Genomic DNA, 16,977 nt, shown 5'->3' with positions numbered 1-16,977 from the left:
TTATATAATAAAAAAGACCGCAGATGCGGTCTTTATATTCTGGTTGTGATAACTAGCATCTATGTAAAGACGAAACCGTTTTATTTACGATTCAATCTATTACTAATGAGTATATCCACTACTGATGGGTCGGCTAAAGTTGACATATCACCCAGTTGCTCATGTTCATTAGCGGCAATTTTTCTTAAAATACGCCGCATAATTTTACCTGAACGTGTTTTAGGTAAACCAGTAGGTGCCCATTGAATAAGATCGGGCGTGGCAATAGGCGATATTTCTGATCTTACCCATTGCCGCAATTCTTGGCTTAATTCATCAGAAGGCTCAATACCTACTCGAGGTGTAATATAGACATAGATCCCTTGTCCTTTTATATCATGGGTATAACCAACCACAGCAGCTTCAGCAACGGCATTGTGAGCAACTAAGCAGCTTTCTATTTCTGCTGTACCTAAGCGGTGGCCAGACACATTAAGTACGTCATCAACACGGCCTGTGATCCAGTAATAGCCGTCTTCGTCTCGTTTAGCGCCATCTCCTGTGAAGTATGTGCCAGGGTAGGTTGCAAAGTAGGTTTGCTCAAACCGCTTATGATCACCATAAACAGTACGCATCTGGCCTGGCCAACTGTTTTTAATAATTAGGTTGCCTTCAGCTACACCTTCTAGTTCATTACCATCGTTATCAACTATAGCTGGAACGATGCCAAAGAAAGGCCGAGTAGCAGAACCTGGTTTTAATTCTGTGCAACCAGGAAGAGGTGTGATTAGGATCCCGCCAGTTTCAGTTTGCCACCAAGTGTCGACGATTGGGCATTGATCTTTACCAAAATGATGATGATACCAATACCAAGCCTCAGGATTTATAGGCTCACCAACACTACCTAAGGTACGGATAGAGCTTAAATCTGCCCCTTCGGTTGGCGCGTTACCGTGGGCCATTAATGCCCGAATTGCTGTTGGTGCGGTGTATAAAATATTAACCTTATATTTATCGACTATTTGTGCCATACGCATAACACTTGGGTAATTTGGCACACCTTCAAATAAAATACTGGTTGCTCCGTTAGCAAGAGGGCCATAGATAATATATGAATGACCGGTTACCCAACCTATATCTGCGGCACACCAATAAATATCTTTATCATGATAATCAAATACATACTGATGAGTTATAGCAGCGTAAACTAAATAACCGCCCGTTGTATGCAAAACACCTTTAGGCGCACCGGTTGAGCCTGAGGTGTATAAAATAAATAAAGGATCTTCAGCCTGCATTGGCTCAGCTGGGCAGTCAGTATTTTGTGAGGCTATAAGTTGGTGATACCAAAGATCGCGTGTTGGCTGCATAGGGATATTTTGGCCAACATGCTTAATAACAATGATGTTTTTAACAGGTGATTTATCAGCTAAATGATCTATCGCTATATCAACATTTTGTTTTAAATGGGTAGCGCGCCCGCCACGAAGTGCTTGGTCTGCAGTAATTACCAGTTTTGAGTCGCAGTCAAAAATCCGACTGCCTAATGCATCGGGAGAAAAACCAGCAAAAACGACAGAGTGGACAGCACCGATACGGGCGCAAGCTAAAATGGCGACAGTAGCTTCAATTATCATAGGTAAATAAATAGTGACACGATCACCTTTAGTTACCCCTAATTGCTTCATGCCATTAGCTAACTGACACACTTGCTGATGCAATTGCGCATAAGTAATAGATTTACTAACTTCAGGGGAGTCACCCTCCCAAAAGTAAGCAACTTGATCAGCACGCTGTGGTAAGTGGCGATCTAAACAGTTGAAGCAGGCGTTTAACACGCCATCTTTAAACCATTCAATGTTAACTTCACCCGGTTTAAAACTGGTGTTTTTTACTTGGCTAAAAGGCTTAAACCAATCGAGGCGTTTACCTTGTTCGGCCCAAAATTTTTCAGGCTCAGTAACGGACTGTTTGTACATTTGCTGATATTGCTCATTCGATAAATGCGAGCGGCTAGCTGCAGCAGCAGGGACCGGATATAAGGTTGGATGTGACATAAGTTACCCTGTTGTTTTTTATAATTGGTTAGGATCTTTCTAACTAAGTTAAAGCCAATTGAATACTAGACCTTAGTCTAATAAGTTAAAGTTAATATTAGCAATAGCATTGAAAATAATCGTAATTTTAACTATAGCCCATAAATTAATTGCTGTAGATTAAAGCATAAAAAAAGCCAGTTAAATCATAACTGGCTTTTTAACGTTATAGCTAAATAACAGGTTTAGCAAATAAACTAAATTGCATTACTCATCTTTAGTTGCAGCTTTAGTCATTGGTGCTGTAACAACTTGACGGGCGAATGCTGAGCCCGCTTGACGTTGCGAACTTGCAACAGCCGGGCGCTCAACCGCTGGTTTAGCAACTGGCACAGCTGTTTCGGTTTGCTCTGCTTTAGGGGGGGATTCCACTGCTGTTGCTTTAGTCGTTGTAGCAACAACCATTTGAGCATAACGACTTGTCGCCGGTTTTGCAGCAGGTTCAGGCTTTTTAGTCGCAGTAGCTGTTGGTTCAGCAACCTGGGCAGTCTCTGGTGTCACTGGCTCTTCTTGTGTTGTAGCAGGTTGTGCAGCTGTTGCCGACTTTGCAGGCTTTTCTGCTGCAGGTGATGCTATTTCAGATGATACGACTTCAGGTGTAGCAACATTAGACGTAACAGTATCATTAGTGTCTGTTGCTACATCTTTTTTCTCTACAACCTTACGGCGACTACGCGTTTTTGCAGCTTGATTGACATCCGGTGTTTCGTCAGAAGTTACTTTAGCTGTTTCAGTATTAACGTCATTATTTGTAGCGGTAGCTTTTTGGCTATTAGCTTCGGTTACTACAGTCGCTGCCTCTGTTGATACTGCACTTGGCTCTGTTGTAACAGAAGACTCAGAAGTAGCAGGTGCTGGCTGTGTAGTTACAGCAGGCTGCGCTGCGTCAGCAGTTAAATCAGCCGCTGATGTTTGCGAATCAGATTGCTCTTTTCTACGTTTTTGGCCGGCTGCACGTAAATGGCGCGGTGAACGACGATTACGACTGCGAGGCTCTGTTGTCTCAGGGGTATCTTTGTTTTCAGCGCTTGCAGTTTCGTTTTGTACTGATTGAGAGTCAGCAGCTGATGTTTCAGCAGTTGTTTCTTTTACAGGGGCCGCACTTGCTACTGTTTCTGGTTTTGCAGTAGTAGTGACCTGAGCTTCAACAGCCTGTTCAACCTTGCTTGTTGTGGTTTGTTGTGGCTTAGAATCTACTTTTACCTCAGCTGAAACGGTATTTTTTTCTACAACAGCTTCATTAGATGCAATAGAAGAAGTTGCGGCAGCCGTTTCTGGCTGGTTTAAGCGAACTGATTTACGGGCATTACGACGCTGACGACGCTCTACAACTTTCTGGGAGGCTTGTTTTTCTAAAACCGCCTCAGTTTGTTTAGCTGCTGGTTTATCATTAGCTGGCTTTACTTCATTAGTATTGCGAGGCTGTTGATTACGAGGTTGACGTTCTGTACGTTGATTTGCCGGCGTCTCATTTGTTGTTGCAACTGCCTTATCATCATTTTCATTACGACGACGAGATTTATTGTTGCGACGACGAGTATTCTCGCGCGGTTGGTCTTTATTACCCTCACGTTTATTATCTCGGCCACCGTTACGACTCTTATTGTCCGCAGCTTTGCGATCATTTTTAGTGGCAGTTTTTTTAACTTCTTGCTTGGGCTCGTCACTACCTAATAAACCCTCAAACCAAGTGCTAATTTTCTTCCACAAGCTAGGTTGTGTATTGTTAGCAGTTGTTGTGGCTTGTTTAGCCGCTGGTAAAGGGGAGCTATTGGCTATGTTGATGGCAGAAATAGCCGGCTTTTCTTTTACTGCATCAGAGGCAGGTTGATATAGATCAGATGTTAACTCAGGCGCTTTAACCATGTTGTAGCTGACATCTTCAATTTCTTCATCGATGCGTATGCGAATAACTTCATGGTTCGGCGTTTCTAAATGTTCATTTGGTATAACAAATACGCGGATCCCTTGACGTTTTTCAATACGACGAACAGCTTCACGCTTTTCGTTCATTAAATAAGTGGCTACAGATACCGGCACTTGGGCATGGATTTGGCTTGTATTGTCTTTAATTGAGTCTTCTTCAATTAAACGTAAAATAGATAGCGCAGTTGATTCAGTACTGCGAATTGTGCCACGGCCGTGACAACGAGGGCAGACATGAGTTGCAGAGTCACCTAATGATGGACGTAAACGTTGGCGAGACATTTCTAACAAGCCAAAACGTGAAATACGGCCAATTTGCACCCGAGCGCGGTCTTGTTTTACTGCATCTTTTAACCGGTTTTCAACTTCACGCTGATGACGCACTGGTGTCATATCAATAAAATCGATAACAATTAAGCCACCTAAGTCACGTAAACGCAGTTGGCGGGCAATTTCATCAGCCGCTTCTAAGTTAGTATTAAATGCGGTTTCTTCAATATCACCGCCTTTTGTCGCTTTAGACGAGTTAATATCTATTGCCGTTAACGCTTCGGTACTATCAATTACAATAGAGCCGCCTGAAGGTAAGCGTACTTCACGCCGAAAAGCAGATTCAATTTGAGTTTCAATTTGAAAATGCATAAATAAAGGCACTTCGCCTTGGTATAATTTAACGCGGTGAGCAAAGTCTGGACGGAATTGCTGAATATATATTTTAGCTTCTTCAAATATCGCTGGGTTATCTATCAGTATCTCACCAACATCACGGCGTAAATAATCACGGATAGCCCTAAAAACAACATTACTTTCTTGATGAATTAAAAAAGGAGCAGGGCGCTTTTGTGCTTCATCTGTAATAGCTGACCAGTGTTTTAATAGTGCTTTTAAATCGTAATCTAACTCTTCAAACGACTTACCCACACCTGCTGTACGAACAATTAAGCCCATACCTTTAGGCATTTCTAATTGATTTAACGCATCTTTTAATTCTTGACGCTCATCGCCTTCAATACGGCGAGAAATACCACCAGCGCGAGGGTTATTTGGCATTAATACTAAGTAAGAGCCTGCTAAACTGATAAAGGTAGTTAACGCCGCGCCTTTTTGGCCACGTTCTTCTTTATCAATTTGAATAATAACTTCTTGACCTTCTTTTACCACTTCTTTGATATTAGGGCGGCCATCGAAGCTATAGTTAGCAGGGAAGTATTCGCGAGAAATTTCTTTTAATGGTAAAAATCCGTGGCGGTCTGAACCATATTCGACAAAAGCAGCTTCTAAGCTGGGCTCTACTCTGGTAATTTTTCCTTTGTAAATATTGGCTTTTTTCTGCTCATGACCAGGACTTTCAATATCTAAATCATAAAGTTTCTGGCCATCAACCAGAGCTACGCGGATCTCTTCTTCCTGCGTAGCGTTTATTAACATTCTTTTCATCGTAGCTGACTCGTATCTTTGCAGCCACAACGCAACCCAAAGGGCACTGCGTGTTCAGATGTTTTGCAAACACTAATTAATGCAGTCTCACGACTGGAATGTCTGTGGAAATCAAATTGTCACTGTAACTTTTACAGTTAATGCTGTTTTCTTTTTTATATCTGATACACATCGCCTAACAGCGCTGCGTTATAGCAAATCTTTTTTATATGCTCTGGTTAACGGGAACTCATGTTTTGCCGCTTTTGATAATAGATTACGCAACATTATCTCAGGCAAATGGCGTCTGGTTTACGCAGGGGGTATAAAAAACGTTGGTTTTCGCAACGATTTCGGTATGATCACATCCCCTAACGGTGCCGCACAAGTTCTCTTATGTTACTTTGAGCGCCCTAATTGCCAATGCTGGCTTAATTAGCGTGAAGATTATCCCACTAATTGGCTATCGATAGCAACTGAAATGTAATATTAGCAGAGTATTCTAATCCCATGACTGATGAAATCAAATTGCCGGTGCAAATTGTTGAAATTGAAGACGATTTTATTGGCCAACGAATAGACAACTATTTAATAGCTCGGCTAAAAGGCGTACCTAAAAGTGTTGTTTACCGTGTTTTACGAAAAGGTGAGGTGCGAGTAAACAAAAAACGGATTAAACCTGAGTATAAATTGCAGCAAGGTGATACAGTTCGGATCCCACCCTTTACTGTGGCACCTGAGGGTGAAGCGGTATCGGTTAAATTATCTTTAGTTAAAAATCTCGAACAGCATATTTTGTTTGAAGATAAAGATTTAATTGTACTAAACAAGCCGTCAGGCATGGCTGTGCATGGTGGAAGCGGTCTAAAGTTTGGTGTTATTGAGGCCTTAAGAGCGCTGCGCCCATTAGCCAAGCACCTAGAGCTAGTTCATCGCCTAGATCGGGATACTTCAGGTTGTTTACTTATTGCCAAAAAACGCTCTGTATTAACCCATTTACATGCGCAACTTCGTGATAAAACTGTAGAAAAAAAATATTGGGCATTAGTTGCTGGTGATTGGGATAATAAAGTACGTAAGGTCACAGATGCCTTGCGTAAAAATACCCTGCAATCAGGCGAGCGAGTAGTCAAAGTTGATGAGGTTAACGGCAAGCCATCTGAGACCCGGTTTCGTATTTTACAACGCTATCAAGAGGGGACCCTTGTTGAGGCATTTCCTGTAACAGGGCGCACTCATCAAATTCGGGTTCACACAGCCTGTAAAGGTCATCCTATCGCGTGCGATGATAAATATGGTGATAATGCTTTTACACAACAAATGCAGCAGCTGGGTCTTAATAGGTTATTTTTACATGCCAAAACGTTAAGTTTTATGCATCCGAATACCGAAACGACTTTACGTATAGAAGCACCGCTAGAGACTGTTTTAGAGCAGGCTCTTGAAAAATTGACGAGAAAATAAAATGAATAATGCTAGGGTCTCTTTGGTGGTATTTGACTGGGATGGCACAGTTATGGACTCTATTGGCCGTATTGTGTCTTCTATGCAATCTGCAGCAAGATTAACCAAGTTAGTCGTGCCAAGTGATCACGCTGTTAAACAGATAATTGGCTTAAGTTTGGATCCGGCTTTTGATATTTTGTTTTCAAATTTAACGGCCATCAAACGCCAACAGTTATTTGAACATTATCGCGATCAATATTTGATACATGATACTACACCAACACCTTTATTTGATGGTGTTGAAACCGTGCTTAAGCAGCTTAAAGATAATAATATTAAGCTGGCGGTTGCTACAGGTAAAGCGCGTAAAGGTTTACAGCGTATGTTTGATGAAACTGGCTTAGCAAGTTATTTCGATTTTAGCCGCTGTGCTGATGAAGCTCAGTCTAAGCCCGATCCTGATATGTTAAAGCAAATTTTGGCTAAGTTAGCGATTCCAGCTGAGCAAGCTGTTATGGTTGGTGATACAAGTCATGATATGAAAATGGCGCAAGCTATTGCTATGCCACGTATTGGTGTAACTCATGGTGTGCACGATGCTGAGGTGTTAAATCAGTATCAACCTAAAGCAATTATTGACTCTATTCCCGAATTACTTGGCGTGTTATAGCCGTTTTAGTGATGGTTCTTAATTAATAGATTAAGAACCATCACAGTTAACCTGTTATCTTAACTATGTTTTTAAGTTGGTTCATCTTCTAATAAGACGTTATAGCCTGCGTTAATTAACATATGATTTAATTTCAGTAAGGGTAAACCAACTAAGCTGTTTGGATCATCTCCAATGAGTTTTTCAAATAATGAAATTCCTAAACCTTCTACTTTAAAGCTTCCAGCACAATCTAAGGGTTGTTCTTTTTCCACATAACGCACTATTTCAACATCGGTTAGGCTTCTAAACCAAACATCGAAGTAGTCTATATGTTGCTGTATTGAGTTATCAGCGGCATTAACAACCGCTAAGCCGGTTAAAAATTGTACTTTATGGCCGCTAAAGCGACGAAGTTGCGCAATTGCCTTGTCAAAGCTGTGCGGTTTGCCGATAATAGCGCCCTGAAACAAGGCAACTTGATCAGAGCCAATAACTAAGCCTTCTGTTAAGGAGCTTGCTACTGCTTGTGCTTTAGCTAAAGCTAAGCGACTGACTAATGTTGATGCTAATTCATGCGGATGCACCGTTTCATCAACATTAGGGGCTTGACTGTTGAAATTTTTGGTTAGTTTACTCAAAATAGCTTTACGATATTCTGAGCTTGATGCTAACCAAAGTTTAGCTGTTGTGGTTTGGGTCATTGCAATTCGATTCTAGCTGTTTTTGAGGGCTACTATAACGGTAATCCTTGTTGGCAGCGAGAAAAAAAGTAAAAAACTGCCTGAACCCTTTGACAGCAAAGGGGGGCTTCTATATGATGCGCGCCTTATGCAAAAAGTAAAAATGCCAGTTACCCTAGATCCAGTTAAAGCAGCGCAAAAACGCTCAGAGTATGAAGGCATATATGCTTCAGAAACATTAACTCGATTAAATGAGAACTTGCTAACATCGCAAGATCTTGTAACGGTTCGAATTGAATGCAGTACTGACCAACAAGGCCTAACTGTTTTACAGGGTAGCGCTTCTTGTGAAGTGAGTGTAAGCTGCGAGCGCTGTGGTCAACCCATGGATGTTTCGTTAGACTGCAATTTTGCATATACACCGGTAAAACCGGGTAACGAAGCAGCTTTGGATAACATCCCAGAGTGCTATGACGTGATCGAGAGAGACGAACACGGCGAAATAAATTTACGGCAGTTAGTGGAAGATGAGCTGATTTTGACTCTACCATTGTTCCCGATGCATGATGAAGCAGTTTGTACTGTGAAAGCGGCAGAGATGAGCTTTGGTGATATAGGGCCAGAAGCAGAAAAACCCAATCCATTCGCTATACTGCAAGAATTAAAGAAAAAGTGAGTTTAGGAGAAATACCATGGCTGTTCAGCAAAACAAAAAATCTCGCGCTCGTCGCGACATGCGTCGCTCACACGATGCGTTAACTGGCCCTACGCTGTCAGTTGATTCTACTACTGGTGAAACGCACCGTCGTCACCACATTACTGCCGATGGTTATTACAAAGGCCGTAAAGTTAAGTAAGTTTGGATGCACCTAGTGCAGCCGCTAAAGCTAACACTTGCTTTAGATATGATGGGGGGCGACCATGGCCCCCGATCAACTATCCCTGCCGCCCTGGCTGCGATAGATGAATTCTCTGATCTTCACCTAATATTGTGTGGTGATGAAACCATTTTAACCGAGCAATTAAAAAAGCACGGCGTTTCTAGCCATCCCCAATTTACCATTAAACATTGTAGTCAAGTTGTCAGTATGTCTGAAAAACCGGCATATGCTTTGCGCAATAAGCGTGATTCCTCTATGCGGGCAGCCATTGACTTAGTTGACTCAGGTAATGTGCAAGCTTGCGTTAGCGCTGGTAATACCGGGGCATTAATAGCCATTGCGCACTATGTACTAAAAATGCTGGATGGCATTGAACGACCCGCATTAATTAGCACTATTCCTTCAATTGAAGGAGAGCCAGTCTATATGCTGGACTTAGGGGCTACCGTTAATTGTGACGCTGATACCTTATTTCAATTTGCTGTAATGGGTTCTGTTATGGCAGAGCAGGTGATTGGTATTAATAAACCGCGTATTGCTTTATTGAATATGGGTGAAGAAGAAATCAAAGGCTCTGATCAAATTAAACGTGCCGCTATGTTGCTTAGTGAGTGTCAGGACATTAACTATGTTGGTTACATTGAAGGTAATGACATTTTTTCGCGTAAGGCGGATGTTATTGTCTGTGATGGATTTGTTGGTAATGTGGCACTTAAAACCTGTGAAGGTGTAGCAAAACTCATCTTAAGTCGTTTAGAGTCTAGTATAAAAGAACAACTAACTGCTCAATTATTGGGCTGGTTAATGAAACCTTTCATTAAAAATCTCTCTCAAGCTGTGAACCCCGACCACTACAATGGTGCAAGTCTGATAGGATTGCGCGGAATTGTTGTAAAAAGTCATGGTAATGCAACGAAAGATGCATTTCTTAGTGCCATCCGACAAGCTGTGCAAGAGGTTGAACGCCAAGTGCCAGCAAAAATAAAACGTCGATTGGAACACTTATTAATAGATAAAGCGTAGGTTCTTATGTATTCACGCATTATAGGTACCGGGAGCTATTTCCCGTCAAAAGTCCGTTCTAATACTGATCTTGAAACTATGGTAGAAACTACTGATGAATGGATCATGGAGCGTACTGGCATTAAAGAGCGACGTATTATTGGTGATGACGAAACAGTCGCTACAATGGGTGCGCAAGCGGGTTTAAAGGCATTAGAAGCTGCCGATATAGATAAAAACAGTATAGATATGCTGATTTGCGCTACAACAAGTGGTGCCCGATCGCTACCTAGCTCTGCTTGTGAAATTCAGCGTGAACTAGGCTTACCCCCTATGCCTGCTTTTGATGTTGCAGCAGCCTGTGCGGGGTTCTGTTACGCGCTTAGCGTTGCCGATCAATATATTAAAAGTGGCATGGCCAAGCGTATTATGGTGATTGGTTCAGACTGCTTATCTCGTTTAGTTAGCCCAGAAGACCGCAGCATGGTCATTCTTTTTGGTGATGCAGCGGGTGCTGTTATTTTAGAAGCCTCAGAAAAGCCAGGTATTTTATCTACCCATATTTATGCAGATGGTAAATACTCTGAGTTGCTTTATGTAGATAACCCAATACGTGGAATAGAAACCTCTGTTCATAGCTCGTGGGGAGCCATGAAAGGTAATGAAGTATTTAAAGTGGCGGTAACTAAATTATCTGAAGTTGTAGAGCAAACGTTAGCGGCTAATAATTTAGATAAATCGCAAATTGATTGGTTGGTACCGCACCAAGCTAATCTACGTATTATTGCAGCTGTAGCTAGAAAGTTAAATTTACCTATGGAACAGGTTGTTATAAACCTTGATAAATATGGTAATACGTCTGCCGCCACAGTACCAACAGCCCTTGATGAAGCAATTCGGGATGGCCGCATTAAACGAGGTCAGACGATATTACTTGAAGCTTTTGGTGGTGGTTTTGCTTGGGCATCAGCCTTAATTCGTTATTAATTTTTTGCAGGACATACAATGACAACAAAACTTGCAATTGTTTTTCCAGGTCAGGGCTCACAAAGTGTCGGTATGCTAGCCGAGCTTTATCAGCAGCATGACATTGTTAAACAAACCTTTTCTGAGGCTTCTGCTGCGTTAGGTTATGACTTATGGGCTTTAGTCACTAATGGTCCTGAAGCTGACTTAAATGAAACCCACCGCACTCAGCCTGCATTACTTACTGCATCAGTAGCAGTTTGGCGTTTATGGCAGCAACAAAATGGCCAGCAACCTGCTTATTTTGCAGGGCATTCGTTAGGTGAATATTCGGCCTTAGTTTGTGCCGGCGTTTTAACTTTAACTGAAGCCGTTACTTTAGTTGAAAAACGCGGCCAGTATATGCAATTAGCGGTTCCAGCAGGTGTTGGTGCTATGTCAGCCATAATTGGTTTAGATGATGCCGCTATTGTTCAAGCTTGTGAACAGGCAGCTCAAGGTGAAGTGGTTGCAGCTGTTAATTATAACTCACCAGGTCAAGTGGTTATCGCAGGCCATAAAGCGGCTGTTGAGCGTGCAGGCGAGCTATGTAAAGCCGCAGGTGCTAAACGTGCCTTACCTTTACCTGTTAGTGTCCCATCGCATTGTGAGTTAATGCGCCCAGCTGCTGAAAAGCTATTAGTTGATTTAAACCAGCTTAACTTTAGTGGCACTAAGGTCCCTGTTGTAAATAATGTTGATGTAGTGGCTGCAACGGATAGCGCTGAAATTAAAGATGCGCTGGTTCGTCAACTATACAGCCCAGTGCGCTGGACAGAAACAATTGAATTTTTAGCTAGCCAAGGTGTCAATCAAGTTCTAGAGTTTGGTGCGGGCAAAGTATTAACCGGCTTAATTAAGCGTATAGATAAAACCATTAGCACTGCAGCAGTGGGCGATCAAGCTTCGCTTGAATCGGCTCTTACTCAAGAGTAAGCATAAGAATAGGCACAGGAAAAGCATAAAATGACAAATTTTATTTCATTAGAGGGCAAAGTCGCCCTAGTAACAGGTGCAAGCCGTGGTATAGGCCGTGCAGTTGCTGAACAATTAGCCGCTTTAGGCGCTAAAGTGGTGGGTACTGCAACCTCAGAAAAAGGTGCAGCTGCAATCAGTAGTTATTTAGGTGACAAAGGCTTCGGACTAGTGTTAAATGTTGCTGATAATGAGTCAATTGAGCAATGTTTAAGCGAAATAAAACAACAGCTTGGTGATATCGAAATTCTAGTGAATAATGCCGGTATCACACGTGATAACTTATTGATGCGAATGAAAGATGAAGAGTGGCTTGATATTATCCAAACTAACTTGACATCAGTTTACCGCTTAAGCAAGGCGGTTATGCGTCCAATGATGAAGCAACGTTTTGGCCGAATTATTAATATTGGCTCTGTTGTAGGTTCTATGGGCAATGCAGGGCAAACAAATTATTCAGCAGCGAAAGCGGGTGTATTAGGTTTTACTAAATCACTGGCAAAAGAAGTTGCATCGCGTGGTATTACAGTGAATGCTGTAGCACCAGGCTTTATTGATACTGATATGACGAAAGACTTATCAGAAGAGCAAAAAGACGCTATTTTTAGCCAAGTGCCAGCAAATCGTTTGGGTCATCCTAAAGAAATTGCTGCTACCGTGGCATTTTTAGCTTCAAATCAGGCTGCCTATATTACAGGTGAGACTATTCACGTAAACGGCGGTATGTATATGGTGTAACTATTGGGTGTTTATCAGGTTTGACCAGCAAAAAATGCTGTTTCTCAAGCTTGCAACACACTTTGGTTACGCATAAACTAGCGCCACACAAAATTGCACGAACTGTTGCGATTTATATGAGTAAAAGGAAACAAAGATGAGCAACATCGAAGAACGCGTTAAGAAAATCATTATCGAACAACTAGGTGTTAAAGAAGAAGAAGTTAAAAATGAAGCTTCTTTTGTTGAAGACTTAGGTGCTGATTCGCTAGATACTGTTGAACTAGTTATGGCGTTAGAAGAAGAATTTGATACTGAAATTCCTGACGAAGAAGCTGAAAAAATTACAACGGTTCAGTTTGCTATTGACTACGTTAAGGCACATGCTGAATAAGCAAAGTGCTTACAGAACGGGTAGCTAAGCTACCCGTTTTCGTTTTAAGACTTCAATAATTTTCATGGCGGAGGGTTTTGTGGCAAAACGTCGTGTAGTTGTTACCGGTTTAGGCATGTTAACACCATTAGGTAACGATGTAGCCTCAAGCTGGCAAGGTTTACAGCAAGGTAAAAGTGGTATCTCTATGATAGAGCACTTTGATACTAGCGCGTACACCACTAAATTTGCCGGTTTACTTAAAAATTTTGATGTAGAGCCTTATTTTTCGGCGAAAGATGCCAGAAAAATGGATCTATTTATTCAATATGGCGTTGCGGCTGGTATACAGGCGTTTCGTGATTCAGGATTAGAGATAACTGAAGAAAACGCTCCGCGTATAGGTGCAGCAATTGGATCGGGTATAGGCGGTTTAGGTTTGATTGAAGAAAATCATGCTAAATTACTTGCTAACAGCCCGAAAAAATTGTCACCTTTCTTTGTGCCTTCAACCATTATCAATATGATTGCAGGGCAGCTATCTATAATGCTGGGGTTGCAAGGGCCTAATATTAGTATTGTTACTGCCTGTACTACAGGCGTGCACAATATTGGTCATGCTGCGCGTATGGTTGCTTATGGTGATGCAGATGTGATGATTGCCGGTGGGGCAGAAAAAGCGTCTACACCATTAGGTATGGGCGGTTTTTCCGCTGCTAGAGCATTATCTACTCGCAATGATGCGCCACAACAAGCAAGTCGGCCATGGGATAAAGACCGTGATGGTTTTGTTCTTGGCGATGGTGCTGGCGTTATGGTTGTTGAGGAATATGAGCATGCTAAAGCCCGTGGTGCCAAAATCTATGCTGAATTAGTTGGTTTTGGTATGAGCGGTGATGCTTACCATATGACTTCACCACCTGAAAATGGTGCTGGTGCGGCATTAGCTATGGCCAATGCGTTAAAAGACGCTGGCGTAAATGCGGATCAAGTGGCGTATATTAATGCTCATGGTACTTCTACTCCAGCGGGCGATATTGCTGAAACTCAAGCAATTAAATCGGTATTTGCCAGCAATATAGATAAAGTGATGGTGAGCTCTTCTAAATCGATGATTGGGCACTTATTAGGTGCTGCGGGCTCAGTAGAATCTATAATTACGGTATTGTCTTTACAAGATCAGGTTGTAACACCAACCATCAATTTAGATAATCCTGATGACGGCTGTAATTTAGATTATGTCCCTCATGAAGGCCGACAAGTTAAAATGGATTATGCACTTTGTAATTCTTTTGGCTTTGGTGGAACTAACGGTTCTATATTATTTAAAAAGATCTAATTGACTGTTTTAATAGATAAAGGCTGCATTATGCAGCCTTTATTTTTGCTATTGTGTTAGTGACTAATTAAGGCATACTGTGGCGGTAACTTTTTTATGGAGCCCAAAGTGACCTTAAGCGTTAGCCCTTTAGATCGTAGCTTCAACTATGGCGACGGATTTTTCACTACCATGTTAGTAAAAGCAGGTGAAATTCAGTTATGGCCTTTGCACCTCGCCAGACTTCAACAGGCAGCACAACGGCTGCACTTTTCTAGTATTAATTGGCCACAGTTAACGCAAGATGTCCGTGCTGCTATCACTCAAACTGATCAAGTCATTAAAGTGCTAATTTCCAGAGGACAAGGGGGGCGAGGTTACAGTAGCGCCAATGTAGATAAGCCTAATATTTACATCAGTTGTGCCGAAGTTCCTAATTATAGTGTTTGGCAACAACAGGGAATTCATTTAGGTATAGCAGAGCTAAAATTAGCGATTCAACCGGCTTTGGCGGGCATAAAACATACCTGTCGCTTAGAGCAAGTGCTAATTAAGCAGCAACTTTTGCAAAGCGAATATGATGATTTACTGGTTTTTGATCAACAGAATTTTGCCTGCGAAGCATCAGCGGCAAATGTTTTTTTTCATCGTCAAAACCAATGGTATACTCCTTGTTTAACTCGTGCAGGTGTCGCGGGCGTTATGCGTCAACAGCTGATGGAACAGATTAAGGTACAACAAGTAAACTGGACCTTAGATCAGCTTGATCATATTGATGCGATTTTTATTTGTAATGCCTTAATGGGGATAGTGCCAGTGCGCCAGTTTATGGCTAAGCAACTTGATATGTCGTCGGTATTCACCTTAATGAAGCAGCCTCTATGCTAAAAAAAATTCTTTTTCTTATTTTGCTAATCTTTGTATCACTGGCTGGGTACTTTGCTAGTATTAAACACTTAAATTCATTAACTATTGATTTTTCAGAGCCTATTTATACCGTAAAATCAGGTGCATCAGTGCAGGGCTTATGTAGAGAGTGGGTAAAGTTAGGCCAGTTATCCTCAAGTGACTGTTTATTACTAAAGCTATATACCAAACTAAAGCCTCAATTAGCTTCCTTACAACAAGGCAGTTATAGGGTGTCGGGTGATATGCCATTATTTTCCTTACTTAGTTTATTTCGTGATGGTAAAGTGGCTCAGTTTTCTTTAACCTTTATTGAAGGCCAAACTGTAGAACAAGCTATACAACGGCTGCAATTTGCTGAATACCTTAAGCTAGATATCCAATCTACTGATCAAGTTTTAGCATTAATTAACTGGCCTAAGGAGTGGGGAGAAAAACCTACTTCTGTTGAAGGATTATTATTTCCTGATACTTATTATTACACTGCAAATAGTTCGGCTAGTCAGTTAATTCAACGGGCAACTGATGCCTTGATCAAACAGTTATCAGTCGCTTGGCAACAGCGTGATACTGGCTTGCCATTGCAAAATCCGTATCAGTTACTGACATTGGCTTCTATTGTTGAAAAAGAGAGTAGTTATTTACCAGAACGGCGGTTAGTTAGTTCAGTATTTATTAATAGATTACGCAAAAATATGCGGTTGCAAACCGATCCTACGGTTATCTATGGTATTAAAAATTTTAATGGTGATTTAACGCGTAAACATTTACGCGACCCACACCCTTATAATACTTATCGTCATGCTGGCTTGCCACCTGGGCCAATTTCTTTGGTTAGCCAAAGTGCTTTGCTTGCTTCAGCACAACCTGAGACAACAGACTTATACTACTTCGTTAGTAAAGGCGATGGCAGCCATCAATTTTCAACAACATTAAAGCAGCATAATGCTGCTGTGCAGAAATATATTTTCGGAAACTAATATGCTAACGAAAGCACGGTTTATAGTGGTAGAAGGGCTTGAGGGCGCGGGTAAAAGTTCAGCGATTGCTTTAGTTCAACAGTGGTTAGAGCAGCAAGGTCATGATGTGGTTTGTACTCGAGAGCCAGGCGGCACTCCTATGGCAGAGCAAATACGCAATTTAGTTAAGCAGGTGTCTGATGAAATAGTATCTCCCACCACAGAGCTTCTGTTAATGTATGCAGCTCGGATGCAGCTAATCACTAATGTAATAGCGCCAGCATTAGCCGCGGGTAAAACGATATTAGCTGATCGCCATGATCTCTCATCACGCGCTTATCAAGGTGGTGGCCGCCAACTAGATGAAGCTTTTATTAACGATTTGCGCCGTGCCGTACTGGCTGATCAGCAACCTGATCTGACTTTGTATTTAGATATTGATCCAAAAATTGGCTTACAACGTGCTTTAGAGCGAGGCAAGCTAGATAGAATAGAGCAAGAGCAACTGGCTTTTTTTCAGCGCACCCGAGCAAAGTATCAACAAATTGCTGCTAATGAAGCCAATATTGTGACCATTGATGCCAGCCAGCCTATAGAGCAGGTGCATGCTGATATCTTAGCTGCTCTTAATAAGCGAGTGATCTAA

Annotated in this window: 16 protein-coding genes; 13 read left to right on the top strand and 3 right to left on the bottom strand. The window is 41.7% G+C overall.

Annotated elements, in window-relative coordinates:
* Positions 1-80: 80 nt before the first annotated feature.
* Together acs and rne are read right to left on the bottom strand one after the other, a co-directional pair.
* Positions 81-2,036: an acetate--CoA ligase gene (acs, locus tag ACRCA4_RS09140; RefSeq protein WP_433187264.1), complete on the bottom strand. Its 1,956-nt coding sequence runs from the start codon at positions 2,034-2,036 to the stop codon at positions 81-83.
* A gap of 246 nt (positions 2,037-2,282) precedes the next feature.
* Complete coding sequence (rne, locus tag ACRCA4_RS09135; protein WP_433187261.1) at positions 2,283-5,438, bottom strand: ribonuclease E; 3,156 nt, start codon at positions 5,436-5,438, stop codon at positions 2,283-2,285.
* 489 nt (positions 5,439-5,927) lie between these two features.
* Here rne and rluC point away from each other — a divergent pair, with 489 nt between their 5' ends.
* Together rluC and ACRCA4_RS09125 are read left to right on the top strand one after the other, a co-directional pair.
* Positions 5,928-6,881, top strand: coding sequence for a 23S rRNA pseudouridine(955/2504/2580) synthase RluC (rluC, locus tag ACRCA4_RS09130; protein WP_433187258.1), 954 nt, complete (start codon positions 5,928-5,930; stop codon positions 6,879-6,881).
* Position 6,882: 1 nt separating this feature from the next.
* Entirely contained in the window at positions 6,883-7,533 is a 651-nt protein-coding gene (locus ACRCA4_RS09125; protein WP_433187255.1) for an HAD family hydrolase, read from the top strand.
* A gap of 71 nt (positions 7,534-7,604) precedes the next feature.
* On the opposite strand, the gene ACRCA4_RS09120 is transcribed toward ACRCA4_RS09125, so the two are convergent.
* Positions 7,605-8,216: a Maf family protein gene (locus ACRCA4_RS09120; protein WP_433187252.1), complete on the bottom strand. Its 612-nt coding sequence runs from the start codon at positions 8,214-8,216 to the stop codon at positions 7,605-7,607.
* Between the two features lie 127 nt (positions 8,217-8,343).
* Between ACRCA4_RS09120 and yceD the strand changes: the two genes are divergently transcribed.
* From yceD to tmk, 11 genes are all read left to right on the top strand, one after another.
* Positions 8,344-8,871, top strand: a complete 528-nt coding sequence (yceD, locus tag ACRCA4_RS09115) for a 23S rRNA accumulation protein YceD (RefSeq protein WP_433187249.1) — start codon at positions 8,344-8,346, stop codon at positions 8,869-8,871.
* Between the two features lie 16 nt (positions 8,872-8,887).
* The gene (rpmF, locus tag ACRCA4_RS09110; protein WP_008223049.1) at positions 8,888-9,052 is read left to right on the top strand and encodes a 50S ribosomal protein L32; all 165 of its coding nucleotides are present in this window, start codon (positions 8,888-8,890) and stop codon (positions 9,050-9,052) included.
* Positions 9,053-9,058: 6 nt separating this feature from the next.
* Positions 9,059-10,099 carry a phosphate acyltransferase PlsX gene (plsX, locus tag ACRCA4_RS09105; protein WP_433187245.1) on the top strand — a complete coding sequence of 347 codons (1,041 nt, stop codon included), beginning with the start codon at positions 9,059-9,061 and terminating at the stop codon, positions 10,097-10,099.
* 6 nt (positions 10,100-10,105) lie between these two features.
* Entirely contained in the window at positions 10,106-11,065 is a 960-nt protein-coding gene (locus ACRCA4_RS09100) for a beta-ketoacyl-ACP synthase III (RefSeq protein ID WP_433187242.1), read from the top strand.
* Positions 11,066-11,083: 18 nt separating this feature from the next.
* Positions 11,084-12,019: an ACP S-malonyltransferase gene (fabD, locus tag ACRCA4_RS09095; RefSeq protein ID WP_433187239.1), complete on the top strand. Its 936-nt coding sequence runs from the start codon at positions 11,084-11,086 to the stop codon at positions 12,017-12,019.
* Between the two features lie 30 nt (positions 12,020-12,049).
* The gene (fabG, locus tag ACRCA4_RS09090; RefSeq protein ID WP_433187236.1) at positions 12,050-12,796 is read left to right on the top strand and encodes a 3-oxoacyl-ACP reductase FabG; all 747 of its coding nucleotides are present in this window, start codon (positions 12,050-12,052) and stop codon (positions 12,794-12,796) included.
* 136 nt (positions 12,797-12,932) lie between these two features.
* Entirely contained in the window at positions 12,933-13,169 is a 237-nt protein-coding gene (acpP, locus tag ACRCA4_RS09085; protein ID WP_070049135.1) for an acyl carrier protein, read from the top strand.
* A 79-nt stretch (positions 13,170-13,248) separates the two neighbouring features.
* Positions 13,249-14,487: a beta-ketoacyl-ACP synthase II gene (gene fabF / locus ACRCA4_RS09080; protein WP_433187232.1), complete on the top strand. Its 1,239-nt coding sequence runs from the start codon at positions 13,249-13,251 to the stop codon at positions 14,485-14,487.
* 108 nt (positions 14,488-14,595) lie between these two features.
* The gene (pabC, locus tag ACRCA4_RS09075; RefSeq protein WP_433187229.1) at positions 14,596-15,354 is read left to right on the top strand and encodes an aminodeoxychorismate lyase; all 759 of its coding nucleotides are present in this window, start codon (positions 14,596-14,598) and stop codon (positions 15,352-15,354) included.
* Complete coding sequence (gene mltG / locus ACRCA4_RS09070) at positions 15,348-16,352, top strand: endolytic transglycosylase MltG (protein WP_433187226.1); 1,005 nt, start codon at positions 15,348-15,350, stop codon at positions 16,350-16,352. Before pabC ends, mltG begins: the two co-directional genes overlap by 7 nt.
* A 1-nt stretch (position 16,353) precedes the next feature.
* Positions 16,354-16,977 carry a dTMP kinase gene (gene tmk / locus ACRCA4_RS09065; RefSeq protein WP_433187223.1) on the top strand — a complete coding sequence of 208 codons (624 nt, stop codon included), beginning with the start codon at positions 16,354-16,356 and terminating at the stop codon, positions 16,975-16,977.

Origin of the sequence: Rheinheimera sp. WS51 (assembly GCF_050936095.1) — a bacterium.
Lineage (GTDB): Bacteria > Pseudomonadota > Gammaproteobacteria > Enterobacterales > Alteromonadaceae > Alishewanella.
This window is presented reverse-complemented; position numbering and strand designations above follow the sequence as displayed.